Below are 24,752 nucleotides of genomic sequence, written 5' to 3' on the forward strand. Positions count from 1 at the left end.
GGCAGCGCCGATTGCACGCGCTACGTGCATGTAATCGATTGCGCCTGCCGGGAAGCGATTGGTTCCGGATGGAATTTTGCGGCGGCTGTCACAATCGGGCGCCAAGGCCGCTGAACGGCAGCTAGCGGCAGAGCGCGGCACGCAGGGCTGGGAGACGCAGCACTTCGGCTGCCGTCCCGGTGCGCTGCCAGCTGGCGGGGCTGCTGTCCTCGGCCGGTGGGTCGACGCGCAGGAAGATCGAGCTGCGATCCGTCAGCCGGCACAAGAATTCACGCTGGATCTCGACGGTCATCGGACCATCCGGCGCGGAGCCGTCCTCGTTCGAGGCGACGATCAGCGGGCTTCCGGGCAGAGTGATCGTGACGGTGCGCAACCGCGTCGGAAGCGGCGCCTGGCCGATAAAGAGCTGGAACTGCAGCGCCGCGGTCTGCTGGTAGCGGCCTTCTCCGACGGACAGCGCCAGCCGCAAGGTGCTGCCGCGATGCGGGCCGAGCTCGACCGAGCCGATCGGCGTCGCCGGCGCGACCAGCGTCGCAGGAAGCACCGGGGCTGCGTTGAGGTTCGCCGGCCGCCCCGGCCCCTGGGAGGACCGCAGCCCCGAGAAGGCGAGCGTCGCCGAGCCGATCTCCGTCGCGATCGTCGTCGCCAGCATCTCGTCGGGCTTGAGGTAGCGCATCGTGTCGGCTGGTGTCGACACCGTCACCTCGATGAAGGAGCGGTCGAGCCCCATGGCATCGAGATAGCGCCGCATCTTGGCGTCGATCTCGCCGGTCGCCTGCTCCTGCTTGACCGTTCGCGTCTCGGTTCTCTCGTCGACCAGCTCCTTGCGCCCGCGCACGATCTTGTAGTCGCGCACCGTCGTCGTCTCGGTCTCGACGATGGTCTGCTGGTGCACGCCGATGCGCGATTGCGGCGGGATGATCCGGCGTTGCCCCCCGGCGAGGAAGAGCGTGCAGGCCGAGGCGCAGAGCGGGCTGCGCTCGTCGATGGTGCCGAGCGCCGGCTCGCGCTGGCTGAAGACGGTGCGGGCGACGGCGATGTCGAGGCCGCTCCTGCGGGCGAGCTCGCCCATGGCGATCGCGGCCTCCACTGTGCCGCCGGTCGAATAGACCAGCAGCGGTAGCTTGCGCCCGTTCAATTCGGCGAGCGCGCGACGCAATTCGGCCGGCGTGTCCTTGGTGATGGCGCCCTGGGCGGCGAGCCATTCGCGGCAATCGGGCTCGCAGGGCTCGGCGCTGCGCGTCAGCACGATGCGCATCGGCTCCGGCTGTGGCGCGGCCGCCGGCTTGTCCTGCGCCATCGCGGGCAAGACAAAGAGCGAAAAAGCCAAGGCCAGGAGAGGAACGATATGCATCACCAAATCAGCGAGCTCCGCTGCGGTTGCGCAAGGGAACCCCAGGCGCAGGGATTTGACAACAGACTCCTCGGCCCGTCGCAAGGGCAGGGAGGCAAGGTTAATGCTTTCGCTGTGCCGTTGGGCGTCTTTGAGGCGCTCTCGCGGCCGATTTCAGCGCGTGATCGCGTCGATCTCGGCGAGCTCCTCCGGCGTCAGCGTCCAGTCCGCCGCCTTGACGTTGGCGGCGACCTGTTCCGGCTTCGTCGCTCCGGCGATGACGCTTGAGACGACCGGCTGGGCGGCAAGCCAGGAGAAGGCGAGCTCCAGCAGCGTCTTGCCGCGCGCCGCGCAGAAGGCGGCGAGCTTCTCGGTCCTTTCCCAATTCGCCTCGGTCAGCACTTCGCCGGCGCGCTGGGCCTCGCGGGTCATGCGCGCGCCCTCCGGCATCGGGGCGCCGCGCTGGTACTTGCCGGTGAGCAGGCCGTTGGCGAGCGGGAAATAGGGCAGGAGCCCCATGCCGAAATGGCTGATGGCCGGGATCAGCTCCTTCTCGGCGCCACGCACCAGCAGGCTGTACTCGTCCTGCGCCGAGGCGAAGCCCTCGATGCCGAGCGTCCTGGCCGTCCAATGCGCATCGGCGACCTGCCAGGACGGCAGGTTCGAGCAGCCGAGATAGCGAATCTTGCCCTGGCGGATCAGGTCTTCGAGCGCGCGCAGCGTCTCCTCGATCGGGGTCAGCGGATCGGGCCGGTGCAGCTGGTAGAGGTCGATCCAGTCGGTCTTCATCCGCTTCAGCGAGGCCTCGACCGCCTCGATGATGTAGCGCCGCGAGCCGCCCTTCTTCACGCCGGCATCGTCCATGTTCATGCCGAACTTGCTTGCGAGGACGATGTCCTTGCGGCGGGCGCCGAGCAGTTCGCCGAGCGCCAGCTCCGAGCCGCCGCGATTGCCGTAGATGTCGGCGGTGTCGAACAGGGTGATGCCGTGCTCGATCGCGGCGTCGACGACCTTGCGCGCCGCCTCGAGGTCGATCCGGCCGCCGAAATTATTGCAGCCGAGGCCGACGAGCGAAACGCGCAGGCCGGAGCGGCCGAGATTGCGGAACTGCATGATGACATCCTTCCCCTTTATTCGGAGCGCAAGGGAGCAGAGCGGAGAGGGAGAGACAATGGCGCTCGCTGCAGGGCGGGTCCGCGATGATCGAACGGCCTGAGCGCGCCGGTCAGGAAACCGGGAGCCAGCCCGCCTTGCCGAGCACTTCGCCGGCCAGCTCAGCGGGGGAGCGACCGTCGGTCTCGACCACGATGAAATCACCCGCCGCCTCACCCGCCAGCCGGCGCGCCTGACGCAGGGAACGCTCGATCTGGGCGTCGCGGCCGGCTCCCGTCTCACGACGGTCGAGGCGTTCAATCAAGCTCTCCTCGCCGGCGCGCAGGCGCACCACGGTGATGCAGGCTTGCGGGATCGCGGCGAGAATCCACTGCTTGTCGAAACCGACATGCAGCATCACGCCCGACATGATCAGGCGGCTATGGCCAAGGGCGCGATAGGTGCCCCAGAGCGCCGCGAGGTTGAGCTGGCTGACGTCGCGGGCGCCGGGCGCAAGCGGTGCCAATTCCTCTGCGCCGGGCTTGGGGAAGACGCGGTCGAGCTCGTCGCTCTCGATCGCGACATGGGCGATGCCGGCCTCGGCCAGCATCGCGCCCATTTCCCAGCACAGGGTCGACTTGCCGACCCCGGCGGGGCCGGTGATCAGCAGGATCTCGACCGGGGTGCCGGCAGCGGCCAATCTCAGGCCACTTCAGCCTTCTGCTTCTGGGAGCGCTTGCGGTCGTTCGGGTCGAGGATCGCCTTGCGCAGGCGGATCGACTTCGGCGTGACCTCGACGAGCTCGTCATCGTCGATCCAGGCGAGCGAGCGCTCCAGCGTCATCCGGATCGGCGGCGTCAGGCGGACCGCCTCGTCCTTCGAGGTCGTGCGGATATTGGTGAGCTTCTTGCCCTTGAGCACGTTCACCTCGAGATCGTTCTCGCGGGTGTGCTCGCCGACGATCATGCCCTGATAGACCTTCCAGCCCGGCTCGATCATCATCGGTCCGCGATCTTCCAGGTTCCACAGCGCGTAGGCCACGGCCTCGCCGGTCTCCATCGCGATCAGCACGCCGTTGCGGCGGCCGGCGATCTCGCCCTTATAGGGCAGATAGGCGTGGAACAGCCGGTTCATGATCGCGGTGCCGCGCGTATCGGTCAGCAGCTCGCCCTGATAGCCGATCAGGCCGCGGGTCGGGGCGTGGAAGACGAGACGCAGGCGATTGCCGCCCGACGGGCGCATCTCCAGCATGTCGGCCTTGCGCTCGGACATCTTCTGCACGACGACGCCGGAATGCTCCTCGTCGACGTCGATGACGACCTCCTCGACCGGCTCCAGCAGCTGGCCGGCCTCGTCACGGGTGAAGACGACCCGCGGACGCGAGACACCGAGCTCGAAGCCCTCGCGGCGCATCGTCTCGATCAGGATCGCGAGCTGCAATTCGCCGCGGCCGGCGACGACGAACGAGTCCTTGTCGGAGGATTCCTCGATCTTCAAGGCGACATTGCCCTCGGCCTCCTTGAGCAGGCGGTCGCGGATGACGCGGCTGGTCACCTTGTCGCCCTCGGTGCCGGCGAGCGGGGAATCGTTGACCATGAAGGTCATCGACACCGTCGGCGGGTCGATCGGCTGAGCCGTGATCGGGGTCTCGACCGACGGATCGCAAAAGGTATCGGCGACGGTGCCCTTCACCAGGCCCGCGATCGAGACGATGTCACCGGCGACCGCTTCCTCGATCGGCTGGCGCTCGAGGCCGCGGAAGGCGAGGATCTTGGTGATGCGGCCGGTCTCGACGGTGGAGCCGTCGCCGGACAGCACCTTGATCGTCTGGTTCGGCTTGGCCGAGCCGGAGGTGACGCGGCCCGTGATGATGCGGCCGAGATAGGGGTTGGCTTCCAGCAGCGTGCCGATCATGCGGAACGGGCCGTCCTCGACCTTGGGCTCGGGCACGTGCTTCAGAATAAGGTCGTACATCGGCGCCAGGCCCTGGTCCTGCGGGCCTTCCGGCGACGGGGCCATCCAGCCCTGCTTGCCCGAACCGTAGAGGATCGGGAAGTCGAGCTGCTCATCGGTGGCGTCGAGCGCGGCGAAGAGGTCGAAGACCTCGTTGATCACCTCGGTGACGCGGGCGTCGGGCTTGTCGACCTTGTTGATCGCGACGATCGGGCGAAGGCCGAGCTTGAGCGCCTTGGAGACCACGAACTTGGTCTGCGGCATCGGGCCCTCGGCAGCGTCGACCAGCACGATCGCCGAGTCGACCATGTTGAGGATGCGCTCGACCTCGCCGCCGAAATCTGCGTGGCCGGGGGTGTCGACGATGTTGATGCGCGTATCCTTCCAGACCACCGAGGTCGCCTTGGCCAGGATGGTGATGCCGCGCTCCTTTTCGAGGTCGTTGGAATCCATCACTCGCTCGGCGACGCGCTGGTTCTCGCGGAAGGCGCCGGACTGCTGCAGCAGCTTGTCGACCAGCGTGGTCTTGCCGTGGTCGACGTGGGCGATGATGGCGATGTTGCGCATGGACATGCGGAAAGGGCCTTGTGTCATGACCGGAAGCCGGCAGGGAAACCCCGGCCGGCTCAGCCTGTGCCTTGAGTGAATCTGGAATTCGTTGCGCTGCACATAGACGCTTGATGGCGTTTGGGCAACCGAAACCGGGCGATGCCCGTCCTTCGCGCAGCGCTTGACAGGCTCTCTGTCATGTAACATAAAAAGTTACATGAAACAGGACAGCCGCCTCTCAGCCACCCTGCACGTGCTGCTGCACATGGCTGATCGCGGCACGCCGATGACCTCGGAGGAGCTCGCCGCCTGCCTCGGCACCAATCCGGTCGTGATCCGCCGCACCATGGCGGGCCTCAGGGAAACCGGGCTGGTTCGCTCCGAGAAAGGCCATGGCGGCGGCTGGACGCTGGCGCGCGCGCTCGACGCGATCACGCTCGGCGACGTCCACCGCGCGCTCGGCGAGCCCGCGCTGATCGCACTCGGCCATCGCAGCGAGAACCCGCAATGCCTGGTCGAGCAGGCGGTGAATGCGGCCCTCGACGAGGCGTTCGCCGAGGCCGAGGCATTGCTCGCGGGACATTTCGACCGGGTGCGGCTGTCCGATCTCGCGGCGGATTTCAGCCGCCGCTTCGACGATCGGAGACAGGCCCATGCCAAGCACGACAAAGCCCTATGACGCCATCATCGTCGGCGGCAGTTTCGCCGGGCTCTCGGCCGGATTGCAGCTGGCGCGGGCGCGCCGCAGCATCCTGGTGATCGACGAAGGCCAAAGGCGCAACCGCTTCTCCAGCCATTCGCATGGCTTCCTCGGCCAGGACGGGCGAGAGCCGGCGGCGATCGTCGCCGAGGCGAAGGCGCAGTTGCTCGCCTATCCGACTGTCGCCTGGCACGATGCCAGGGCGGCCGAGGCGAGAGCCGAAGAGGATGGATTCAGCGTCGTCGATGCCAATGGCGAAGAACACCAGGCAAAACGCCTGCTGCTGGCGACCGGCGTGCGCGACGAGCTGCCCGCGATCCCCGGCCTGAAGGAGCGTTGGGGCAAGAGCGTGCTGCATTGCCCCTATTGCGACGGCTACGAGCTCGGCGGCGGCAAGCTCGGCGTGCTGGCGAGCGGTTCTTTCTCGGCGCTGAAGGCGGCGCTCGTCGCCGATTGGGGAGCGGTCACGCTGTTCCTGAATGGCGAGGCCGAGCCCGATGCCGAGGCGACGGCCTTGCTGGAGCGGCGCGGCGTCACGGTCGAGCGCACCGCGATCGTGGCAGCCGAGGGCCAAGGGACGGCGATGACGGGCCTGCGCCTCGTTGACGGCCGGCTGGCGCAGGTCAAGGCGCTGTTCGTCGCCGCCGGCATCTGCCCGGCGAGTCCGCTGGCGGAGGAGCTTGGCTGCGCCTTCGACGACGGACCCTTCGGCCCGCTGCTGCGCGTCGACGGCATGAAGCAGACCAGCGTTTCCGGAGTCTATGCGGCGGGCGATGCTGCGACGGCCCGGCACAGCGTCGCGCTCGCCGTCGCCGACGGCGTCGTCGCCGGGACCGGCCTGCACATGTCCCTGCTCTAGAGCATTTCCGCAATTCTTCGAATCGCGAAATTGCTCTAGGCCCTTGTTTTATCGAATTTTCTTCACGCGAACCGGTGTCCGCTTCGCTCGAAAAATGCTCTAGGATCGGCTCACGACTCCCGGCAGGCACAGGGCATGAAGGTCGAGGACACCGCGGCGTTCATTTGGGCCGCCGGACATGGTCGCGCGGCCGTCTGCCTGGCTGCTCAGCCGCGTGCTGCGGGCGCGGGCGCCTCGGCCTCGAAGGAGAGGCCGAAGGCGACCGGCAGCCACAGGAACAGGTAGTGCATGTTCGCGAAGGCGAAGATGTTCGGCAGGTCCGTGCCCATATAGGCGAAGCTGAAGACCAGCGCCGCCGAGCAGAAATAGCCGAGCTTGCCGCCCGCCTCCGTCAGGCGCACGCAATATGCATAGGTGAGGGCGATGAAGGCCGCGAGCGCCGGCAGGCCGAAGAACATCGCCATCCCGAGGAAGCTGTTATGCGGGTGGTTCAGCACGATGCTGTCGAAGCGGAATGTCGGGCCGAGGCCGAAGAGCGGGTGCTCGGCGAGATTGGCGATGGCCCAGGACCAGATCTCCAGCCGGGCGGAGGGGCGGCAGAAGCTCTGGCCGTCGGCGCAGAACTGCGCCCGCAGATAGGGCTCGACGAGGATCAGGCTCGTGGTCAGCACCCAGGCCAGGAGCGCCGTGGCGAACAGGCTCCCCGGCCGCCTCCGCAGCGGGGTCTGCGCCGCCGCGAGCGCGATCAGGAGCGCGATCAGGGGCCCCCGGCTCTGGGTCAGCACGAGCGCTAGCGCGATCGGTGCCGCCGCGAGGGCAAGCATGGCGAGGGGGCGTCCGCTGCGCCACAGGGTCATTGCCGCGATCAGCGCGATGGACAGGCCGCCGGCGCCGAGGATGGCGTTGCCGGGCCGGCCGAGCGGCACCAGCCGCTCGCTCCAGGGCAGGCCGGAGGCCGTGTGCAGGACGAGCGATGCCGTCGCGCTCACGCAAGCCACGACGAGCAGGCTGCGGCAGATGAAGGCGAGGTCGCAGCTGGCGATCAGTCGCCTGCCTGCCAGCAGCACCAGACCGATGAGCACGAAGCTCGAAAGGCTTTCGGCGGCCGGCCCCGCAGCGACGCCGTTGACGACGAGGCTCGCGGCCGTCCATGCGGCGAAGCCTCCGATGCTGGCGAGCGCCCAGGCCAGCGGGCGCCGCAGCGGCGCACGCAGCAGGTTGCGGTCCGAGAGCACGATGAGCGCCAGCGAGGCGATCATCAGCTTCGCCGAGAGGTTCTTGGGAATGAAATAGGCCGAGAGCAGGAAGGCATGGAAGCCGACGATGCACAGCATGTCCGGTTCGAGCAGTCGCCGGCCACGCCAGCTCTCGATCGGCTTCGGCAGGGAGGTCATCGCGCGTCCAGCCTGTCACACGGCCGCGGCGTCGGCGACGCGGATGATCGAATCCGCCATCTGCCGCGGCTCGATCGCGAAGCTCTGCTTGGCGCCTTCCGGCCCGCCGAGGAGCGGGACGACCTTTGCGCCGGCCTCGCCGGCCCAGTGCAGCACTGTGGTCTTGCGTGCGTTTTCGGCCATGATCTCGACGACGGTGGCGCCCGGCTTGCAGAATAGGGAGTTCGCCAGCGCTGCGCCATGCATCGCCGCGATCACGTCGGCGCCGGCGCAGGCCGCGATCTGCTCGGCATGGTTGCCCCAATTCGGCTCCATGACGCGGAAGCCGGCCTTCTCGAGATGGCCGATCATCTCCTCTTCCCCGGCGACGGCGCGCAGCCGGTGGTTGCGCCGGCGCAGATAGAGCCGCGCCGCCGGCGGGGGCGGCGGGACGTCGCGATAGGCGGCGCCGAAGATCGCATGCGCCGTCGGCAGCGCCTCCGGCACGCCGAAGATGCGCTCGATATTGGGGCAGTGGCTGCGGGCGTAGAGATAGCGCTCTGCCAGCACATGCTGCGTCGGCTCGAGCTTGAGATGCCTGACGGGGATGCCCAGCAGCCTGATCCCCTCGATGAAGGCGTCCAGCATCGGAGGGTTCGTGCGCGAGACGATCACGATGCCCTCGCGCTCGTTGATCGCGCCGACGCGGACGGCTTCGCAGATCGGCATCAGCACGTCGGTGAGGAGATGGGTGTAGTGCCACAGGGGCGGAATCGCGAGGCAGGGCTCGCTGATCCTGATGCGCTTGAGCGCCACCGGAGCCGGATAGGCGAAGGCCCAGCGCGCCTTGCCGCGCTGGCCGAGTGAGATCTGCTTGCCTGAGGAGGCGCTGGCCGGCGTCAGCGTGTGGCCGGGAATCACGACGTCGGCGATCTCGGCGACCATGGTGCGCGACATGTCGGGCGCGCCGGCCGTCTCCATCGGGTTCGGCACGTCGACGTTGAATTGCGTCACGATGGCCCGGGCTTCGTCATGGCGCGGCTCGAAGAGCCGATGCTTCCATTGCAGATCGTGGATGACCCTTGCATCGCCCGGCCATTCGAAATCGGGGAAAAATCCGGTCGCGAGCCGCGAGAACCGGCTTCGGCCGAGCGTCGCGTCACAGAGCGAGAAGGCCAGCGGTTTGAGGTCGAGGAGCCGATCGAGAAAGGTGTGATGTCGGGCCATTCCGGTCTCCGGTCGAATTCCAGTCGCTGCGCCCGAGCAAGTATCCACTTCAGGCAGCCCGGTGACGTGCCGCCCACGCTCATCCAGCAGCAGCGGGTAAGCAGATATCGCCGTCGAATCAAGGCCGCGCAGTGGAATCGGGCCCGGACACACCGCAGTGTCAGGCGGCCAGCATCTGTCGTCTGCTTACGATTTCCGGCAGGCATAGGGCATGAAGGTCGAGGCGAGCCCGGCATTCATGCCCGCCATCACCATGACATTGGCGAAGTTGAGCTCCTCGGCGCTGCGCGGGCAGACATCTGACCGGCTCTGGCAGCCGGAGGCGATGAAGGCTTCGTTGCCGGTGATGAACTCCTGCCCGAGCCCCTTCCGGCCGAAACGCTTGAGCGCCTCATCATAGGCGCTGCGCCAGCGCTGGCATTTCACCTCTGGCCAGGCTCCCGTGATCTGTGAGGGCGGCGCCGGCTCGGTCTGGGCCGATGCCGGCGAGACGGGAAGAAGGACGAGCGCCCCGAGGATGAGGGCGGTGCTTGCGGGGGTCGTAGCCATTCGGGAGGTCACCGGGACAAAGAACGCGCTCACGGATGGCCCGGCTTTGCGGCGGGAATAAAGCTGATCACTCGGCCGCGCCTTCCAGCAGTGCGATGCGCCGTTCGGTTGCGGCGCGGCCGAGCTGGTCCATGGCGAAGCGATAAGCGCCGATCCCGCCGGAATCGATGTCGCCGCGCGCATAACTCGCCAGCACGCCCGCGAGGATGGCATCGGCTTCGCGCTCCATCGCCGAAAGCTCCGGCTCGTCCGCCGCGGTCCGCATCGCGCCGAGCAGGACGACGAGACGGCTGAGGTCCGCCATCGCCCGCTTGCGGCGTGCCGAGCTGTCATAGCCGAGCAGGCCGGCCGCGCCGGAGCCGAGCAGAGAAAGCGCCATCACGCCGAGATAGAACCAGTCGCCATAGCGCTCGAAGAAGGTTTCTTGCTCGCCGTCGATGAAGGCCGCGGCGCCGCTATGCACCGCAAGCGGGGCGTCCTTGTCGGTCTCGGGCGTCTCCAGCCCCTGGATCGCCGGCAGATCGGTAGCGAGCGTGACGCGCAGGGACAGGATCGCGCCGACGAGCTCGCCGACCCTGGCATCGTCGAGCGATTGCGCCGCCATCAGGCGTGAGGTGATCGAGATGCTCGGCAGGTTCTCGGCCGGCAGCGGCGGGTCGCCGCCGAGCGCGCCGCGGACGATCTCGCCGCTCTCGATGGCGCGATTTCTGGCGGCGAGCGCATCGGCTTCACGAATCGGGATGATGGTCGGCTCGTCCCCGAAGGCCCGGTGCAGGCGTGTGCTGGTCTCGGTGACGACGCGGGCGTTCAGCACATTGACGGCAAAGAGCGCGTCGATGTGACCATCCGTGATCGCCGCTGCGACATCCTCCGGACCGAGCGGGACGATCGTCACGGCCTCCGGCGAAACGTCGTATTGCGACAGCACGAGCTTCAGCAGGTCGAGATTGCCCGATGGCGCGCGTACCACGCCGATGCGCTTGCCGCGCAGGCCGGAGATGCGGTCGGTGCCCAGATCCTTGGAGCCGATGAAGAAGGGGAAGGAACGGCGGGTGATCAGCGCCGTGTCGGCCTTGGCCGGCAGGGCGATGTCGGGCCGGACGATCGCGAGGTCGACCTTGCCCTCATCGATCCGCTTCGCGCTCTCGGCCGAGCCCTCGGTCAGGACGAGCCGCAGGCGCACCGGCTTTTTCTCGCGGCTCAGCCCCTGGACGAGGGCTGCGGCGAGTCTGGCGTCGTCCGAGCCGAGCGGGCCGACCGCAAGCTTCAGCGTCCGGGGCTGGGTCCACATGTAGACGGCGAGCGCGACGAGGCCGGCCATCAGCAGGAGCGCCGCCAGACCTGCAAAGAAACGCCGCCCCATGCCCCGCCCGCTTTTGCCCCGCTATGTCAGCCTCTTCCTGCGCATCATGTCACAAGTGCGGCGGGAAGGGTTATTGGTCATGCCAATGGCTCAGAATGGAGACATGCGCATGTGCCGGACAAGGCAAAGCGCAGATCCGGGATCCGTGCCGCAGCGTATCCGCCAAGGGCTCGGACACAGCGCGCGATTCTTCCGCCGGGCGTCCCGGACGACCGGGAGTTTTCGTAGAAGGCTCATTGCTCTACAGGAACGGCATGACATATGGCGACGCCTTCCCGATCAAGATCTGCGGCCTGTCGACTCTGGAGACGCTGGAAGCGGCCCTCGTCGCCGGTGCCGGTATGATCGGCCTCAACTTCCATCCGAAGAGTCCGCGCTACGTCACGCCGCAGCGCGCTGTAGAACTGGCTGCGCAAGCGCGCGGCCGGACCGGGATCGTCGCACTGGTCGTCGACTATGCGCCGGAGCAGGCAGCCGAGCTTGCCCGGATCGTGCAGCCCGACTGGATGCAATTGCATGGCAAGGAGACGCCGGAGCAGGTCGCCGCGATCAGGGCCGCGACCGGCCTGCCGGTGATGAAGGCGCTCGGTGTCGCCAATGCCGCCGATCTCGATCAGGTCGCGCTCTATCACGGCATCGCCGACCGTATCCTGCTCGACGCCAAGCCGCCCAAGGACGCAGCCTATCCCGGCGGGCACGGCAGGCCGTTCGACTGGAGCTTGTTGAGCAGCCTCGACCCGGCTTTCCGCTTCATGCTATCGGGCGGGCTCGATCCGGCGAATGTCGCGGAGGCCATCCGTATCGCGAGGCCGGACGGCGTCGACGTCTCTTCCGGGGTCGAAAGCGCGCCCGGCGTCAAGGATGCCGGTAAGATCGCGGAATTCGTCAGGGCCGCCCGTTCGGCGGCGGCACAGTTGAAGAAGGCAGGCCAGGCATGAACGCGCCGCACGCACGCAACAGCTTCCGGAACGGCCCGGACGAGAACGGCCGCTTCGGCCAGTTCGGCGGCCGCTTCGTCGCCGAGACGCTGATGCCGCTGATCCTCGAGCTGGAACAGGCCTACAACGCCGCCAAGGCCGATCCGGCCTATCACGCCGAGATGACATCGGGCCTGAAGCACTATGTCGGCCGGCCCTCGCCGCTCTATCTCGCCGAGCGTCTGACCGAGCATTTCGGCGGCGCCAAGGTCTACCTCAAGCGCGAGGAACTGAACCACACCGGCTCGCACAAGGTGAACAATGTGCTCGGCCAGATCCTGCTCGCCCGCCGCATGGGCAAGAAAAGGATCATCGCCGAGACCGGCGCCGGCCAGCATGGCGTCGCAACCGCCACGCTCTGCGCCCGCTACGGCCTCGAATGCATCGTCTACATGGGCGCGGTCGACGTCGCCCGGCAGGCACCGAACGTCTTCCGCATGCAGATGCTGGGCGCGACCGTCGTGCCGGTCGAATCCGGCACCAAGACGCTGAAGGACGCGATGAATGAGGCGCTGCGCGACTGGGTGACCAATGTCGGCACGACCTTCTACTGCATCGGCACGGTCGCCGGCCCGCACCCCTATCCGGCGATGGTGCGCGATTTCCAGTCGATCATCGGCAAGGAGACGCGCGAGCAGATGCAGGAGATGGAAGGCCGGCTGCCGGATTCGCTCGTCGCCTGCATCGGCGGCGGCTCGAACGCGATGGGGCTGTTCCATCCTTTCCTCGACGACAAGAGCGTCGAGATCTACGGCGTCGAGGCCGCCGGTCACGGCATCCCGTCCGGCCTGCATGCGGCCTCGCTGACCGGCGGGCGCCCCGGCGTGCTGCACGGCAACCGCACCTATCTGCTGATGAACGAGGACGGGCAGATCAACGACGCCCATTCGATTTCGGCCGGGCTCGATTATCCTGGCATCGGCCCGGAGCATTCCTGGCTGCACGATATCGGCCGCGCCACCTATCTCTCGGCGACGGACGAGGAGGCGCTCGAAGCCTTCCAGCTGATCTCCAAGCTCGAAGGCATCATCCCGGCGCTGGAATCGGCGCATGCGCTGGCGCGCGTTGCCGAGCTCGCCCCGAAGAAGCCGAAGGACCATCTGATGGTCGTCAATCTCTCCGGCCGCGGCGACAAGGATATCCCGCAGGTCGCGGAGATTCTGGCGGGGCGGTGAGCGTGTTGTCCTGATGCTGCCCCAATAGGTTGCGCATGGTGCGCGCCGCAGAAGCGGTGCTTGCTCCTGCGGACTATTCCTCAGCGAAGGACGATCATGTCGAAGACCAAGAAGGCCCTGCTCATCGCCGCGCTTGCGGCGTTTTCCGCTCCCGTGCACGCCCAGACCGCTGGGCCGCTGGCGCCGGCGGAAGGGATCGTGATCCAGACCACCGGCGAAGTCCGGGTGAAGCCCGATCTCGCCACCGTCCATGCCGGCGTGGTCAGCGAGGGCAAGACCGCGGCGGAAGCGCTGGCGAAGAACACCCCGGCGCTGGCCAAGCTGATCGAGGCGGTCAAGGCCGCCGGCGTGGCCCAGGGCGATCTTTCGACCTCGCAGATCGCGCTGACGCCGCGGATGACGCAACCCTCCGCCTCCTCCTCGCCGCAGGCGCGCGCGCCGAAGATCGACGGCTACGAGGCGCGCACCGGCATCACCGTGATCGTGCGCGATCTCGCCAAGGCCGGCCCGCTGATCGACGCGCTGGTCGCCGCCGGCGCCAATGACATGTCCGGCATCAGCTTCGGCCTCGCCGACGAGGACAAGGCCAAGGACCAGGCCCGCGACAAGGCGGCGGAAGCGGCGCGTGCTCGGGCCGAAATCTATGCCAAACGCCTCGGCGTCAAGGTCGGCGAGCTCGTCTCGATTGTCGAGGCGGAGGCCGAGCCGCCGGCACGGCCGATGGGCGATGTCAGGGCCTATCGCATGGCGGCAGGCGCCGCGCCGATCCAGGTCGAGCCGGGCGAGGTCACCGTCAGCGCCGCGCTGCGCACGGTCTGGCGGATCGAGAAGTAAGTCTGATGTAAGCTACAACATCGGCAGCCCGCGCGGTTTCGGACCGCGCGGGAAGGCCGCGTCGAGCTTGGCGATGTCCGCATTGCCCAGTTCAAGCTTCAGTGCGCCGGCATTGTCCTCGGCATGGCCTGCTTTCGCGGCCTTCGGGATCGCGAAGACAGCGGGGTTTCGCGTCAGGAAGGCGAGCGCGACCTGGCGCGGGCTCGCTCCATGGGCGGCGGCGATCTCGGCCAAGACCTTGCCCTGTGCCGAGCCCTCTGCCGGAAAATCATCCTGACCGAATGGGCTATAGGCGGTGACCGCGACGCCGTGGCGCTCGCACCAGGGGACCACGGCATGCTCGATCGCCCGTTCACGCAGGTGATAGAGCACCTGGTTGCAGGCGATCCGGCCGGGGCCGGCGACGCGCAGTGCCTCGTCGAGATCGGCGACGTCGAAATTGCTGACGCCCCAGGACAGGATCTTGCCCTCGGCCTTGAGCTCTTCGAACGCCGCGAAAGTCTCCGCCAAGGGATATGAGCCGCGCCAGTGGAGCAGGTAGCAGTCGAGCCGGTCGGTCCCGAGCCGGTGCAATGATTGCTCGCAGGTCCTGCGCGTGCCGGCCTTCGAGGCGTTGTGGGGCAGCACCTTCGAGACCAGGAAGACCTCGTCGCGCCGGCCGGCGAGCGCTTCGCCGGTGATCTCCTCGGCGCGGCCGTCGCCATACATCTCGGCCGTGTCGATATGGGAGAGGCCGAGATCGAGCCCGCGCCGCAGCGCCGCGATCGCCTCGCTTCGCGGGACGCGCTCGATGTTCCAGGTGCCCTGGCCGATCCGCGAGACCGCCGGACCGCCCTTGCCGAAAGCTCTGTTCACGGCTCTGCTCCAGCTCTAGCGGACCTCGACCTCGTAGCGGCCATGGCGGATCTCGCCATCGGAATAGCGCACCCGCACCTTGAAGCTGTCGCGGCCACGATAGGCGGGATCCGAGGTGTATTCGAAGGCGAGCGCATTGCCGACCTTGCCGTCGCAATGTTCATAGGGGCCGAGGCCGTAGACCGCCTTGGCCTTGCGCGTCAGCATCCGGACGCTGCCGTGCTGCGGCTTCTGGGTCAGCACCGCGGTCGGCCGCTTCACCTGCCGGCAACGCGTGTCCATGGTCATGTAGGTCTGCTGCATGAAGGTCGGCTCGCCGGCGATGGCGCGGTCGATGCCTTCAGCGGCGGTATCGCTGCCGCCAGAAGTCACACAGCCGCCCAGCGCGCCGCAGAGCAGGATCAGGCCGAGCGTCGTCAGTCCGGGGATTGGCATGGCGCTCCTGGCAGGTGGCTTGTGATTCTTGCGTAATGTAGCAACATATCTACATTCAGTGGATGACGGGAGTGTGCCGATGCCGACAACCTTGTCCAGCCGCGAATTCAATCAGGATGTTGGCCGCGCCAAGAAGGCGGCCCAACAGGGCCCGGTCTTCATCACCGATCGGGGCCAGCCCTCACACGTCCTGCTGAGCGTTGCCGAATACCGCCGGCTCACCGGCAGGGGGGTGAGCTTGGCTGAGGCGATCGGCGACCCGGAGAGCGCTGATTTTGATTTCGACCCGCCCAAGCTTGGCGACAAGATGGGCTTCAAGCTGGTCGATTTCGAGTAATGTATCTCCTTGATACGAATGTTTTATCTGAAATCCGGAAGGTTCACCGAGCGAATCCGACCGTTTGGGCCTGGTCGCAGGTCACGCCCGCAGATCTGCTTTACATCTCCGCTGTGAGCGTACTTGAGATCGAGCAGGGAGTTCTGCTTGTCGAGCGTCGCGATCCGCAGCAGGGTCGCCTCTTCAGCGACTGGCTGCGGAAGCGCATCCTGCCGCGGTTCGAGGGGCGCATTTTGGCCTTCGATACGGAGGCTGCTCTCCGTTGCGCCGCATTGCACATCCCCGATCCACGCCCCGAACGCGATGCGATGATTGCGGCTACCGCCCAAGCTCATGCGTTGACGGTTGTGACGCGAAACGTCGCCGATTTTGTCCGATCCGGCGTCCCCACGCTCAACCCTTGGCTCAAACCTGATTGATCACACCGGCAGCGTGCCGTTGGCGGCCAACACCTCGCCGGCGAGGTAGAGCGAGCCGCAGATCAGGATGCGAGGCGGGCCCTTCCAGTCGCGCCGGGCGATCTCCATCAGCGCCTGCTCGACGGAGCCGGCGACTTCGGCCTTCAGACCCGCTTCGCGCGCCAGCGTCGCGACCTCCTCGGCCGTGCGCGCCGCGAGCTGGTTCTGGATCGAGACCGCGAACAGGCCCTGCGCCAGTCCCTTGAAATGACCGAGCGTGGCGCGCGCATCCTTGGTCGCGAGCAGGCCGGCGATCATCACCAGCGGGGCGGGATTCTTCTCCTCGAGATCGGCCATCGCCTGGGCGAGCACGCGGCCGCCATCGGGATTGTGGCCGCCGTCGAGCCAGAGCTCGGCGCCGGCGGGAGCGAGTTCGGCGAGCTTGCCGCGCGCCAGCCTCTGCAGGCGGGCCGGCCACTCCGCCTCGGTCATGCCGCGCTCGAAAGCCGAAGCCGGCAGGCCGCCATAGCCGGCGGCGCGCAGGGCCGCGATCGCGGTGCCGGCATTGATGTGCTGATGGCGCCCGGCGAGGCGCGGCAGGGCTAAGTCGAGCAGGCCGTCGGCGTCTTCATAGACCAGTCGGCCGCCATTCTCATGGACGCTGAAGTCCTGCATCCCGACCAGGATCTTCGCGGCGCCGACCCGCTCGGCTGCAGCTTCCAGCACGGCGGTCGGCTCCGGCTCCTGCGGCGCGATCACCGCCGGGGCGCCGCGCTTGAAGATGCCGGCCTTCTCGCCGGCGATCTTGGTGACGGTGTCGCCGAGATATTCGGAATGGTCGAGCGAGACCGGCGTCACCACCGTGCAGGCGGGGTGGTCGATGACGTTGGTCGCATCGAAGCGCCCGCCGAGGCCGACCTCGAGCAGCACGACATCGGCCTTGTGCTCGGAGAAGAGCAGGAAGGCGGCAGCGTTGGTGATCTCGAAGAAGGTGATGGGATCGCCGGCATTGGCCTTCTCGCAGCGCTCCAGCGCGTCGACCAGCAGCGCTTCGTCGACGAAGCGCCCGCCGCCCGGCCGGCCGAGCCGGATGCGCTCATGGAAACGCACCAGATGCGGCGAGGTGTAGACATGGACCGAAAGGCCGGCCGCTTCGAGGATCGCCCGCATGAAGGCGATGGTCGAGCCCTTGCCGTTGGTGCCGGCGACATGGATCACCGGCGGCAGCGTCTTCTGCGGGTCGCCCAGCCGCTCCAGCAGACGCAGGATGCGCCCGAGCGAGAGGTCGATCAGCTTGGGATGCAGCGCGAGAAAGCGCGCCAGCAGGAGGTCGGATGTGCTCATGCGGACACCGGCCTCCCGGCCGGGGTGGAAGCGATCAAGCGGCGGCCGGCTGCGGCTCGGGTTCAGGGACGTTGACAGCCGGGAGCGGCTGCTTGGTCAAAAGCCGGCCGAGTCGTGCCAAAGTCGCCGGGATTTGGTGACGATGCACGACCATGTCGACCATGCCGTGCTCCTTAAGATACTCGGCGCGCTGGAAGCCATCAGGCAGCTTTTCGCGGATCGTCTGCTCGATAACCCGCGGCCCGGCGAAGCCGATGAGGGCGCCGGGTTCGGCGATGTGGACGTCACCCAGCATGGCATAGGAGGCCGTGATGCCGCCGGTCGTCGGATCGGTCAGCACCACCAGATACGGCAGTTTCGCCGCCTTCAAACGCCGCACCGCGACGGTCGTGCGCGGCATCTGCATCAGCGACAGCATACCCTCTTGCATGCGCATCCCGCCGCCGCAGGCGAACACCACCAGCGGGGTCTTCTTCTCCAGCGCCGTCTCGGCGGCCTTGATGAAGGCCTCGCCGGCGGCCATGCCGAGCGAGCCGCCCATGAAGTGAAAGTCCTGCACCGCGACCGTCATCGGCAGGCCCTGGACTCGGCCGAAGCCGACCTTGAAGGCGTCGCTTGCTCCGGTCTTGGTGCGGGCGTCCTTGATCCGGTCCGTGTAGCGCTTCTCGTCGCGGAACTTCAGCGGATCGGCCACCGCCTCCGGCAGGGCGACGTCGATCCACTTGCCCTCGTCGAAGGTCAGCCGCAGGCGGTCCTGCGCGGTGACGCGCATATGGTGGTCCGAGCCGGGGATGACCCAGCCATTGGCCTCGACATCCTTGTGGAAGACCATCTGCCCGGAATCCGGGCACTTGATCCAGAGATTCTCCGGGGTCTCGCGCTTGAACAGCGTCTTGATGCGCGGACGGACGACTTCGGAAATCCAGTTCATCGGATCATCCTTGAATGACGCTAGCGCAGCCGGCTCAGGCGGTAGCTTTTGCGACCGAGTGGACGCCGGCGGCGAGCTCTGCGACCAGCGAGGTGACAGCCGAAACCGTCTTTTCCGTGGCCTTGCCCTCGCCATCGAGCGAGAGCCGGACGCGATCGACCAGGGCCGAGCCGACGACGACGCCGTCGGCGCCCTTGGCGATCGCGATCGCATCCTCCGGCGTCTTGACGCCGAAGCCGACCGCGACGGGCAGCGTCGTATGCTGCTTGATCCGGGCGACCGCCGCGCCGACCGTGTCGTAATCGGCGATCGCGCCGCCGGTCACGCCGGTCATCGAGACGTAATAGACGAAGCCGGAGGTGTTCTGCAGCACGCGCGGCAGGCGCTTGTCGTCGGTGGTCGGCGTCGCCAGGCGGATGAAGCTGACGCCCGCGGCCAGTGCCGGCAGGCAGAGCTCCTCGTCCTCCTCCGGCGGCAGGTCGACGACGATCAGCCCGTCGATCCCGGCGGCGCGGGCGTCCTTGAGGAAGGCGGCGACGCCATAGGCCCAGATCGGGTTGTAATAGCCCATCAGCACGATCGGCGTGTCGTGGCCGGCCTTGCGGAAGGCGGCGACCATCGCGAGCGTCTTCTTGAGCGTCTGCCCGGCCTTGAGCGCGCGCTGGCCGGCGAGCTGGACCGGCACGCCGTCCGCCATCGGATCGGTGAAGGGCACGCCGAGCTCGATGATGTCGGCCCCGGCCGCCGGCAAGGCGTTCAGGATCGCGCTGCCGGTGTCGAAGTCGGGATCGCCGGCGGTGACATAGGTCACCAGCGCGGCACGGCCAGCGGCGGCACAGGCGGCAAAGCGGGCTTCGATGCGGGCTTGTCCAGTCTCGGTCATGCCGGAGCGGTTAGCATGGCCGCGCCCGGCTGGCGAGAGGGCGTCGGTTCTCGCAGGATCAGGCGAAGCTGGCGCCGCGGTCCGCCAGCAACACGCGCAACACCGAGCGATGGCAACGCGCCTCGTCCTCGCAATAGCAGCCGACCGAGAAATCGCTGCCATGCGAGAGGGTCGCGAGCAGGTCGAGCGCATGGCGCGGCGCCGGCTCGGCCATCTCAGCCTTGAAGGCGCGGGTGAAGCCGGCCCAGTCCTTCTCCGTTTCGGCGGCCTTGGCTTGCGCCATCAATTCGGGCGTCGGCGACAGCACCGGAAACCAGACGTCGAACCAGTTCTCGCTGGCATAGCGCTCCTTGGGCACGCCGCGTGGCACGCGCCGGACCGTACCGATGCGCGTGCCCTCGTCGGCTTCGCGCGCACTGCCGAGACGGACGACGCGGACGCTCATGGCTCTGTCCTTCAGCTCGATCGCGCTTGCATTCCCGCCGCGCGCTATCCATAAATGTAGTGACATCACTACATCGGGGGGCCGTCATGGTGAAGACGGTTTCGGCTGCGCAGGCCAATCGCGAATTCTCCAAGCTGATGAAGCTCGCCGAGAGCGGCGAGCGCGTCGTCGTGACCTCGCGCGGCCAGCCGAAGGTGCAGATCACCCGCGTTGAGGAGCCCGACGCCGAAAAGGCGCGGCGGCGCGAGGCGTTCGACAGGCTGACGACCTGGCTGAACAGCCGGCCGGTCCAGAATTTTCCGAAGCTGACGCGCGACGACTTCTACGACTGATGCTCGTCGCCTTCGACACGAATGTCCTGATCTATGCGGGCCGCTTCAACGATGAGGAGCGGGCGGCCAAGGCGAATGCAATCCGCGACGCTTTGCCGCCGGAGCAGTCGGTCATTCCCACGCAAGTTATCGGCGAATTCTACCATGCGATTGTCGGCAAGTTCCGGATCGACCGGCGGGAGGCGGCTCGTGCCTGCGAATGGCTGCGCCTCAGCGCCCATGTGCGGGCGGCGACCGAGAGGGATTTCACCGAAGCCCTGTCCCTTTCGGCCACCCATAACCTACAATTCTGGGATGCGCTCATCCTCGTCACGGCCGCGGAGGCCGGCTGCGCGCTGCTTCTGTCCGAAGACATGCAGGACGGGTTCGTCCATCGCGGCGTGACGGTCGCCAATCCCTTCGCCGACCCGCTGCATCCGCTTCTCGCGGATGCCTTGAGGCATCACGGCTGACCAGGACTACGCCACCAGGCTCTTCGGCAGCATGCAATGGATGCCCTTGGAGCCGTTGACGGTCTGGGTGACGCGCAGATCGGCGGCTACGCTGCAGAGCATATAGGCCTCGTCGCGCGTCAGTTTCGTCCGCGAGGTGATCAGGTCGATCATCTCCCGCAGCGCATCTTTCGCGCAGATGTCGAGATCGGGATCGATGCCCATTGTGATGTGGTGGCCTTTCGTCTCCGCCCGCGGCATCGCATGGGACAGATCCTCGCGCAGATGGAACTCGAACGTGCCTTCCAATGCCGTCTCGATCGCGGTGATGCAGACCTCGCCGTCGCCCTGCGCGCCATGGCCGTCGCCGCAGGAGAACAGCGCGCCCTCGACGAAGACCGGCAGATAGAGCGTCGCGCCGGCGCCGAGTTCCTTGTTGTCGAGATTGCCGCCGAAGGCGCGCGGGATCAGCGAGGTCACCCGGCCCCAATGCGCCGGCGGCGCCGTGCCCATTACCCCGAAGAACGGCGCGAGCGGCAATTCCATGCCCCAGGGCAGCTTGGCGATGTTCCGCTCGCGGTCGAGATGGATGTAGCGGAAGGCGTGATAGTCGAACTCGTCCGGCAGCGTGCCGCCGAGCGGGCGGAACATGGTGTAGCCGTAATCGGTGCGCGGGCTGACGCTCCTGATCTGCACCTCGAGCACCTGGCCGGGTTTGGCCCCCCTCACCGCGATCGGGCCAGTGAGGATGTGGCCGGGCAACATGCGCTCGGCCTTGTCATGGATCTCGTGGATCTCCGGCGGGATCGTCGCGTTGCCCTCGGGCTGATGGGTGGCGCCACCGGTGACGGTGCGGATGGTGACGCTGTCGCCACTCTCGATCTCCAGCACCGGCTTCAGACTGGCGTCGAAATAGCCCCAGTGGCAGGTGGCGAGCGAAGCGTCGAGCTGGTGATGCGCCATGGTCTGTCCGTTGGTCGTCAGGGTGGAGAGGAGAGGTCGGAGCCGGGGTGGCCGCGGGCATTGCGGCGCATGGTGTAGAGCGTCGCGCCGATGACGATGGCGGCGCCGGCCAGCGTCGTCAGCGTCGGCACCTCCGAGAAGAAAACGAAGCCGGTGAAGGCCGCAAGGATCAGGCGGCTGAAATCGAGCGGCGCCAGGGCGGCGGCCTCGCCGACCTGATAAGCCTTGGTGATCAGCCATTGCCCGGCCGTGCCGAACAGGCTGAGCAGCACCAGCCAGAACCATTGCTCAGGCGTAGGCCAGACCCAGAAGGCAAAGGCCGGCCAGGCGAGCACGACCATCAGGACGAGGCCCTGGTAGATCAGGATCGTCTCGGTGCGCTCGCTGGTGCCGAGGATACGCACGCTAACGGTGATGCCGGCGCCGAACAGCGCCCCGCCGACCGCCATCAGCGCCCAGACGTTCAAGCCCTCGCTCGAGGGGTTGAGCATGATCAGCACGCCGGCGAAGCCGAGGATCGTCGCGATCCAGCGCGCCGCATCGACGCGCTCCTTCAGGATCAGCACCGCTGCGACGGTGACGAACAGCACTTGGCTGAAGCTGATCGCCGTCGCCTGGGCGAGCGGGATGTAGAGCAGGGCGCTGAAGCCGCAGAGCATCGAGGCCAGCGTGGTCAGGCCGCGGAAGATCTGCAGGCCGGGCCGGTCGGTCTTGAAGGCCAATGGCAGGCTGCGGCCAGCGATTATGCAGACCACCGCGCTCATGATGATCTGGCGGATCATCAGCGTCTCGACCAACGGGATCGCCTTGCCCAGATGTTTGAAGGCGCCGACCATCACCGCATAAACCAGCAGCGCCGTGATCATGTAGACGGTGCCGCGCAGATTCGGGCTCGCGCGGCGCCACCACAGGCGCGCGCGATTGCGGCGCGCGGTGAGCCAACCCTCCCGAGACGGAGCGGACAGGACCGGCGGCAGCGGTCGCTCCGGGGAGAGCGATTCGAGAGGGTCTGCTGGACTGCCGTCTTCGTTCGCGGGCGCAGGCAGCGCTTCAGCGAGGCCGAGGCTTTCGCTGCCGCGACCAGTCGCTTCCGAAAGGCGGTCTTCGCTCATGGCTGCCCCGAGCCGGGCGGACGATGCCGACGGCCTATCAGATATCCTGCAGGATTGGACTGTCGCCGATTTTTCTTCCGTTCGTCAGCGGCTTACGGACATGGCAGGGTTGCTCGTCACGGTTGCCGCCACGTCTCTGCGCTCTGCCGCGATGGCAAGGGCGGCATGCCGACAAAGCCCTGTCATCGCCATGCGAATGGCGTATAGCAGCGCCGTGGCTCTGCCATAGGCATGCGTCCGGGGGAGGTGATCGGGGCAATGCGGGATCTGCTGAGGGATGCGATCGACGGCATCAGCGAATTGTCGCCGCGACGCTTTCCCTGGCGCCGTTTTCTGTTCGCCCTCGCGCTCGGCACCGTAGGCGGCTGGCTCTTTGCCTATTACCGCTTGCCATTGCCCTGGATGCTCGGCTCGATGGTGTTCTGCACCGTGGCCGCAATCGCCCGCTCCCCCGTTGCGGCGCCGCCGGTGATTCGCCCGCCCATGTCGGCGGTAATCGGCGTGATGCTCGGCTCCGGCTTCAAACCGGAGATCATCGCCCAGATGCCGAACTGGCTGCCGACGATCGGCGGGCTGGTGCTGTTCATGGTCGCCTGCGGCCTGTGCTGCGTCACCTATTTCCGCCGCGTCGCCGGCTATGACCGTATCACCGCCTTCTTTTCAGGGATGCCGGGCGGCCTCGTCGAGATGGTGATCACCGGCGAGGAGAAGGGCGGCGATGCCCGCACCATCGCGCTGATCCACTCAGCTCGCATCCTGCTGGTGGTGATGACGCTGCCCTTCATCGTGCAATGGCTCGAAGGCGTCTCGCTCGGCGTCAACCGCAATCCGGGCCCGTCGATGTTCCAGACGCCGGCCTTGGGTTGGTTCTGGCTGGTCGCCAGCGCGATCGCCGGCGTGATGCTCGCCCATGCGCTGCGCATGCCGGCGAAGCAATTGCTCGGGCCGATGCTGGTCTCGGCGATCGTGCACCTCGTCGGCTTCAGCGATTCCGTGCCGCCCTACGAGATCGTCAACGTCGCCCAGCTCATCCTCGGCGTCACCATCGGCTGCCGCTTCGTCGGCACGCCGCCGCAGGCGATCCTGCGCATCCTGCTGATCTCCGTCGGCTCGACCGTGATCCTGGTGGCGCTGACGCTGGTCTTCGCCTTCGCCGTGGCGCATGTCTCGAGCTACAAGCCGGTGCCGCTGATCCTGGCCTATTCGCCGGGCGGCCTCGCCGAGATGAGCCTGATTGCGCTGGCGCTGCACACCGAGGTCGCCTTCGTCGCGGCCCATCACATCATCCGGGTCTTCCTGGTGATGATCGGCGCCGGCCCGCTCTTCGGCTTCGTTGGCAGAAAGAAGCCGTAAGCGCCCTCAGGCGCTCTGCCTGGCCAGCTTTTGACGCAGCACCCGCATGAGGAAGGCCGGGTTGCCGACGACATAGCGCCGCCAAAGCCGGCGCGGCTCGAGCCAGAGGCGGTAGACCCATTCGACACGCAAGCTACGGAAGGCTTCCGGCGCCCGCGCCACCTCGCCGGCGAGGAAATCGAACAGTGCGCCGATGCCGGCCGCGACCGCGCAATGGCGGGCGTCGATATGATCGGCGATCCACTGCTCCTGCCGCGGATTACCGAAGGCGACCAGCAGCAGGTCGGGCCGCTCATGCGCAAGCCGGGCGAGCAGGGCCGCCTCCTCGTGCGATCCGAAATAGCCGTGGCTCAGCACCGAGAAGCTATGCTGCGGATGGTCGGCCCGCAGCCGTGCCGCCGCGCGCTCGGCGACGCCCGGCCGGCCGCCGAGCAGCATCACGCGCAGCGGCCGCTTGCGGGTGGCGAGCATGGCCGGCGTGAGGTCGGTGCCGTTGAGATTGGCCGGGAAGGGCGCGCCGTAGAGCAGGCGCGAGCCGATGTCGACGCCGATTCCGTCCGGCAGGACCAGGAACCCGGCGAGGCGCTCGCGCAGGCCGGCATCACCAGCGGCGATGTTGACCAGGTTGGCATTGCAATAGGCCAGATGCAGATGCCCGCCACCGTCGAAAGCATGGTCGATCAGCGCGAGCGCCTCGTCGCGCGTCACTGCCGCGACCGGCACGCCGGCGATGTCGCGGCGCGGCGGTTCGGGAGGGGCGGCCAGGGCCGCCGGTCGCTGCGAGGGTTTGAAGAGAACGACGTTCATCTCGATCGCTGCTGGCGCACGCATCGCCATGCTGACGGCGTAGATCATCGTCTTCGTTGGGTTTCTCGCGAGGGTCAAGCTGAACCCCCTGATAGGATGAACATCGCCTTTCCCTGATCCGATAGCTGGCCTGGTCGCGGCA

The 24,752-nt window shown here is 67.4% G+C and carries 27 protein-coding genes; 10 read left to right on the forward strand and 17 right to left on the reverse strand.

The features are described 5' to 3' along the window. Positions 1 to 121: 121 nt before the first annotated feature. From BMZ69_RS15380 to typA, 4 genes are all read right to left on the reverse strand, one after another. Positions 122 to 1,354: a COG3904 family protein gene (locus BMZ69_RS15380; protein ID WP_092158037.1), complete on the reverse strand. Its 1,233-nt coding sequence runs from the start codon at positions 1,352 to 1,354 to the stop codon at positions 122 to 124. Between the two features lie 153 nt (positions 1,355 to 1,507). Next, the gene (locus BMZ69_RS15385; RefSeq protein ID WP_092158039.1) at positions 1,508 to 2,446 is read right to left on the reverse strand and encodes an aldo/keto reductase; all 939 of its coding nucleotides are present in this window, start codon (positions 2,444 to 2,446) and stop codon (positions 1,508 to 1,510) included. A gap of 112 nt (positions 2,447 to 2,558) precedes the next feature. Then, a complete protein-coding gene (locus BMZ69_RS15390; RefSeq protein ID WP_175506819.1) occupies positions 2,559 to 3,125 on the reverse strand; it encodes an AAA family ATPase in 567 nt (188 codons plus the stop codon). Between the two features lie 2 nt (positions 3,126 to 3,127). Then, a complete protein-coding gene (gene typA, locus BMZ69_RS15395; protein ID WP_092158043.1) occupies positions 3,128 to 4,951 on the reverse strand; it encodes a translational GTPase TypA in 1,824 nt (607 codons plus the stop codon). A gap of 193 nt (positions 4,952 to 5,144) precedes the next feature. On the opposite strand from typA, the gene BMZ69_RS15400 reads away from it, so the two are divergent. Both BMZ69_RS15400 and BMZ69_RS15405 read left to right on the forward strand, forming a co-directional pair. Beyond that, on the forward strand, positions 5,145 to 5,606 hold the full coding sequence (locus tag BMZ69_RS15400; protein WP_092158045.1) for an Rrf2 family transcriptional regulator: 462 nt from the start codon (positions 5,145 to 5,147) through the stop codon (positions 5,604 to 5,606). After that, positions 5,581 to 6,486, forward strand: coding sequence for an NAD(P)/FAD-dependent oxidoreductase (locus BMZ69_RS15405; protein WP_092158047.1), 906 nt, complete (start codon positions 5,581 to 5,583; stop codon positions 6,484 to 6,486). Before BMZ69_RS15400 ends, BMZ69_RS15405 begins: the two co-directional genes overlap by 26 nt. Positions 6,487 to 6,692: 206 nt before the next feature. Here BMZ69_RS15405 and BMZ69_RS15410 read toward each other — a convergent pair whose 3' ends face one another. The 4 genes from BMZ69_RS15410 to BMZ69_RS15425 form a co-directional block, all read right to left on the reverse strand. Then, a complete protein-coding gene (locus tag BMZ69_RS15410) occupies positions 6,693 to 7,880 on the reverse strand; it encodes an O-antigen ligase family protein (protein ID WP_092158049.1) in 1,188 nt (395 codons plus the stop codon). A 15-nt stretch (positions 7,881 to 7,895) separates the two neighbouring features. Further along, a complete protein-coding gene (locus tag BMZ69_RS15415) occupies positions 7,896 to 9,086 on the reverse strand; it encodes a glycosyltransferase family 61 protein (protein WP_092158051.1) in 1,191 nt (396 codons plus the stop codon). Positions 9,087 to 9,272: 186 nt separating this feature from the next. After that, complete coding sequence (locus BMZ69_RS15420; RefSeq protein WP_092158053.1) at positions 9,273 to 9,635, reverse strand: hypothetical protein; 363 nt, start codon at positions 9,633 to 9,635, stop codon at positions 9,273 to 9,275. 67 nt (positions 9,636 to 9,702) lie between these two features. After that, positions 9,703 to 10,998: a TAXI family TRAP transporter solute-binding subunit gene (locus BMZ69_RS15425; protein WP_092158054.1), complete on the reverse strand. Its 1,296-nt coding sequence runs from the start codon at positions 10,996 to 10,998 to the stop codon at positions 9,703 to 9,705. Positions 10,999 to 11,252: 254 nt separating this feature from the next. On the opposite strand from BMZ69_RS15425, the gene BMZ69_RS15430 reads away from it, so the two are divergent. The 3 genes from BMZ69_RS15430 (at position 11,253) to BMZ69_RS15440 (ending at position 13,984) form a co-directional block, all read left to right on the forward strand. Then, a complete protein-coding gene (locus BMZ69_RS15430) occupies positions 11,253 to 11,936 on the forward strand; it encodes a phosphoribosylanthranilate isomerase (RefSeq protein WP_092158056.1) in 684 nt (227 codons plus the stop codon). Beyond that, the gene (gene trpB, locus BMZ69_RS15435; RefSeq protein WP_092158058.1) at positions 11,933 to 13,150 is read left to right on the forward strand and encodes a tryptophan synthase subunit beta; all 1,218 of its coding nucleotides are present in this window, start codon (positions 11,933 to 11,935) and stop codon (positions 13,148 to 13,150) included. Before BMZ69_RS15430 ends, trpB begins: the two co-directional genes overlap by 4 nt. Before the next feature lie 96 nt (positions 13,151 to 13,246). Beyond that, the gene (locus tag BMZ69_RS15440) at positions 13,247 to 13,984 is read left to right on the forward strand and encodes an SIMPL domain-containing protein (RefSeq protein WP_092158067.1); all 738 of its coding nucleotides are present in this window, start codon (positions 13,247 to 13,249) and stop codon (positions 13,982 to 13,984) included. Between the two features lie 12 nt (positions 13,985 to 13,996). On the opposite strand, the gene BMZ69_RS15445 is transcribed toward BMZ69_RS15440, so the two are convergent. Next, the gene (locus BMZ69_RS15445) at positions 13,997 to 14,839 is read right to left on the reverse strand and encodes an aldo/keto reductase (protein ID WP_092158069.1); all 843 of its coding nucleotides are present in this window, start codon (positions 14,837 to 14,839) and stop codon (positions 13,997 to 13,999) included. 15 nt (positions 14,840 to 14,854) lie between these two features. Further along, complete coding sequence (locus tag BMZ69_RS15450; protein WP_092158071.1) at positions 14,855 to 15,274, reverse strand: hypothetical protein; 420 nt, start codon at positions 15,272 to 15,274, stop codon at positions 14,855 to 14,857. Positions 15,275 to 15,353: 79 nt separating this feature from the next. Between BMZ69_RS15450 and BMZ69_RS15455 the strand changes: the two genes are divergently transcribed. Continuing rightward, the gene (locus BMZ69_RS15455; RefSeq protein ID WP_092158073.1) at positions 15,354 to 15,611 is read left to right on the forward strand and encodes a type II toxin-antitoxin system Phd/YefM family antitoxin; all 258 of its coding nucleotides are present in this window, start codon (positions 15,354 to 15,356) and stop codon (positions 15,609 to 15,611) included. Then, positions 15,611 to 16,030, forward strand: a complete 420-nt coding sequence (locus tag BMZ69_RS15460; protein ID WP_092158075.1) for a type II toxin-antitoxin system VapC family toxin — start codon at positions 15,611 to 15,613, stop codon at positions 16,028 to 16,030. The genes BMZ69_RS15455 and BMZ69_RS15460 overlap by 1 nt, the downstream gene beginning before the upstream one ends. Here BMZ69_RS15460 and BMZ69_RS15465 read toward each other — a convergent pair whose 3' ends face one another. From BMZ69_RS15465 to BMZ69_RS15480, 4 genes are read right to left on the reverse strand one after another with little or no spacing between them, the layout of a single operon-like run. Beyond that, entirely contained in the window at positions 16,031 to 17,353 is a 1,323-nt protein-coding gene (locus BMZ69_RS15465; protein WP_092158078.1) for a bifunctional folylpolyglutamate synthase/dihydrofolate synthase, read from the reverse strand. 34 nt (positions 17,354 to 17,387) lie between these two features. Next, entirely contained in the window at positions 17,388 to 18,284 is an 897-nt protein-coding gene (accD, locus tag BMZ69_RS15470; RefSeq protein WP_092158084.1) for an acetyl-CoA carboxylase, carboxyltransferase subunit beta, read from the reverse strand. A gap of 34 nt (positions 18,285 to 18,318) precedes the next feature. Continuing rightward, on the reverse strand, positions 18,319 to 19,167 hold the full coding sequence (gene trpA / locus BMZ69_RS15475) for a tryptophan synthase subunit alpha (RefSeq protein ID WP_092158096.1): 849 nt from the start codon (positions 19,165 to 19,167) through the stop codon (positions 18,319 to 18,321). Positions 19,168 to 19,225: 58 nt separating this feature from the next. Then, positions 19,226 to 19,612, reverse strand: coding sequence for a DUF488 domain-containing protein (locus tag BMZ69_RS15480; RefSeq protein ID WP_092158098.1), 387 nt, complete (start codon positions 19,610 to 19,612; stop codon positions 19,226 to 19,228). Positions 19,613 to 19,698: 86 nt separating this feature from the next. Here BMZ69_RS15480 and BMZ69_RS15485 point away from each other — a divergent pair, with 86 nt between their 5' ends. Together BMZ69_RS15485 and BMZ69_RS15490 are read left to right on the forward strand one after the other, a co-directional pair. Further along, positions 19,699 to 19,944 carry a type II toxin-antitoxin system Phd/YefM family antitoxin gene (locus BMZ69_RS15485; RefSeq protein WP_091835302.1) on the forward strand — a complete coding sequence of 82 codons (246 nt, stop codon included), beginning with the start codon at positions 19,699 to 19,701 and terminating at the stop codon, positions 19,942 to 19,944. Continuing rightward, positions 19,944 to 20,396, forward strand: a complete 453-nt coding sequence (locus tag BMZ69_RS15490) for a PIN domain-containing protein (protein ID WP_092158100.1) — start codon at positions 19,944 to 19,946, stop codon at positions 20,394 to 20,396. Before BMZ69_RS15485 ends, BMZ69_RS15490 begins: the two co-directional genes overlap by 1 nt. A gap of 6 nt (positions 20,397 to 20,402) precedes the next feature. Here BMZ69_RS15490 and BMZ69_RS15495 read toward each other — a convergent pair whose 3' ends face one another. Beyond that, on the reverse strand, positions 20,403 to 21,338 hold the full coding sequence (locus tag BMZ69_RS15495; protein WP_092158102.1) for an acetamidase/formamidase family protein: 936 nt from the start codon (positions 21,336 to 21,338) through the stop codon (positions 20,403 to 20,405). 17 nt (positions 21,339 to 21,355) lie between these two features. Beyond that, complete coding sequence (locus BMZ69_RS15500; RefSeq protein WP_092158104.1) at positions 21,356 to 22,450, reverse strand: DMT family transporter; 1,095 nt, start codon at positions 22,448 to 22,450, stop codon at positions 21,356 to 21,358. Between the two features lie 258 nt (positions 22,451 to 22,708). Between BMZ69_RS15500 and BMZ69_RS15505 the strand changes: the two genes are divergently transcribed. Continuing rightward, on the forward strand, positions 22,709 to 23,803 hold the full coding sequence (locus tag BMZ69_RS15505; protein ID WP_092158106.1) for an AbrB family transcriptional regulator: 1,095 nt from the start codon (positions 22,709 to 22,711) through the stop codon (positions 23,801 to 23,803). Between the two features lie 6 nt (positions 23,804 to 23,809). Here the strand turns inward: BMZ69_RS15505 and BMZ69_RS15510 are convergent, their stop codons facing one another. Beyond that, positions 23,810 to 24,688, reverse strand: a complete 879-nt coding sequence (locus BMZ69_RS15510; protein WP_244543383.1) for a WecB/TagA/CpsF family glycosyltransferase — start codon at positions 24,686 to 24,688, stop codon at positions 23,810 to 23,812. Between the last annotated feature and the right edge of the window lie 64 nt (positions 24,689 to 24,752).

This window comes from Allobosea sp. CRIB-10 (assembly GCF_900112185.1).
GTDB lineage: Bacteria > Pseudomonadota > Alphaproteobacteria > Rhizobiales > Beijerinckiaceae > Allobosea.

Coding starts and splice junctions, on each gene's coding strand:
- BMZ69_RS15380 (WP_092158037.1), bottom strand. CDS start 1,354: ATGCATATCGTTCCTCTCCTGGCCTTGGCTTTTTCGCTCTTTGTCTTG.
- BMZ69_RS15385 (WP_092158039.1), bottom strand. CDS start 2,446: ATGCAGTTCCGCAATCTCGGCCGCTCCGGCCTGCGCGTTTCGCTCGTC.
- typA (WP_092158043.1), bottom strand. CDS start 4,951: ATGTCCATGCGCAACATCGCCATCATCGCCCACGTCGACCACGGCAAG.
- BMZ69_RS15400 (WP_092158045.1), top strand. CDS start 5,145: ATGAAACAGGACAGCCGCCTCTCAGCCACCCTGCACGTGCTGCTGCAC.
- BMZ69_RS15405 (WP_092158047.1), top strand. CDS start 5,581: ATGCCAAGCACGACAAAGCCCTATGACGCCATCATCGTCGGCGGCAGT.
- BMZ69_RS15410 (WP_092158049.1), bottom strand. CDS start 7,880: ATGACCTCCCTGCCGAAGCCGATCGAGAGCTGGCGTGGCCGGCGACTG.
- BMZ69_RS15415 (WP_092158051.1), bottom strand. CDS start 9,086: ATGGCCCGACATCACACCTTTCTCGATCGGCTCCTCGACCTCAAACCG.
- BMZ69_RS15420 (WP_092158053.1), bottom strand. CDS start 9,635: ATGGCTACGACCCCCGCAAGCACCGCCCTCATCCTCGGGGCGCTCGTC.
- BMZ69_RS15425 (WP_092158054.1), bottom strand. CDS start 10,998: ATGGGGCGGCGTTTCTTTGCAGGTCTGGCGGCGCTCCTGCTGATGGCC.
- BMZ69_RS15430 (WP_092158056.1), top strand. CDS start 11,253: ATGACATATGGCGACGCCTTCCCGATCAAGATCTGCGGCCTGTCGACT.
- trpB (WP_092158058.1), top strand. CDS start 11,933: ATGAACGCGCCGCACGCACGCAACAGCTTCCGGAACGGCCCGGACGAG.
- BMZ69_RS15440 (WP_092158067.1), top strand. CDS start 13,247: ATGTCGAAGACCAAGAAGGCCCTGCTCATCGCCGCGCTTGCGGCGTTT.
- BMZ69_RS15450 (WP_092158071.1), bottom strand. CDS start 15,274: ATGCCAATCCCCGGACTGACGACGCTCGGCCTGATCCTGCTCTGCGGC.
- BMZ69_RS15455 (WP_092158073.1), top strand. CDS start 15,354: ATGCCGACAACCTTGTCCAGCCGCGAATTCAATCAGGATGTTGGCCGC.
- BMZ69_RS15460 (WP_092158075.1), top strand. CDS start 15,611: ATGTATCTCCTTGATACGAATGTTTTATCTGAAATCCGGAAGGTTCAC.
- BMZ69_RS15465 (WP_092158078.1), bottom strand. CDS start 17,353: ATGAGCACATCCGACCTCCTGCTGGCGCGCTTTCTCGCGCTGCATCCC.
- accD (WP_092158084.1), bottom strand. CDS start 18,284: ATGAACTGGATTTCCGAAGTCGTCCGTCCGCGCATCAAGACGCTGTTC.
- trpA (WP_092158096.1), bottom strand. CDS start 19,167: ATGACCGAGACTGGACAAGCCCGCATCGAAGCCCGCTTTGCCGCCTGT.
- BMZ69_RS15480 (WP_092158098.1), bottom strand. CDS start 19,612: ATGAGCGTCCGCGTCGTCCGTCTCGGCAGTGCGCGCGAAGCCGACGAG.
- BMZ69_RS15485 (WP_091835302.1), top strand. CDS start 19,699: ATGGTGAAGACGGTTTCGGCTGCGCAGGCCAATCGCGAATTCTCCAAG.
- BMZ69_RS15490 (WP_092158100.1), top strand. CDS start 19,944: ATGCTCGTCGCCTTCGACACGAATGTCCTGATCTATGCGGGCCGCTTC.
- BMZ69_RS15495 (WP_092158102.1), bottom strand. CDS start 21,338: ATGGCGCATCACCAGCTCGACGCTTCGCTCGCCACCTGCCACTGGGGC.
- BMZ69_RS15500 (WP_092158104.1), bottom strand. CDS start 22,450: ATGAGCGAAGACCGCCTTTCGGAAGCGACTGGTCGCGGCAGCGAAAGC.
- BMZ69_RS15505 (WP_092158106.1), top strand. CDS start 22,709: ATGCGGGATCTGCTGAGGGATGCGATCGACGGCATCAGCGAATTGTCG.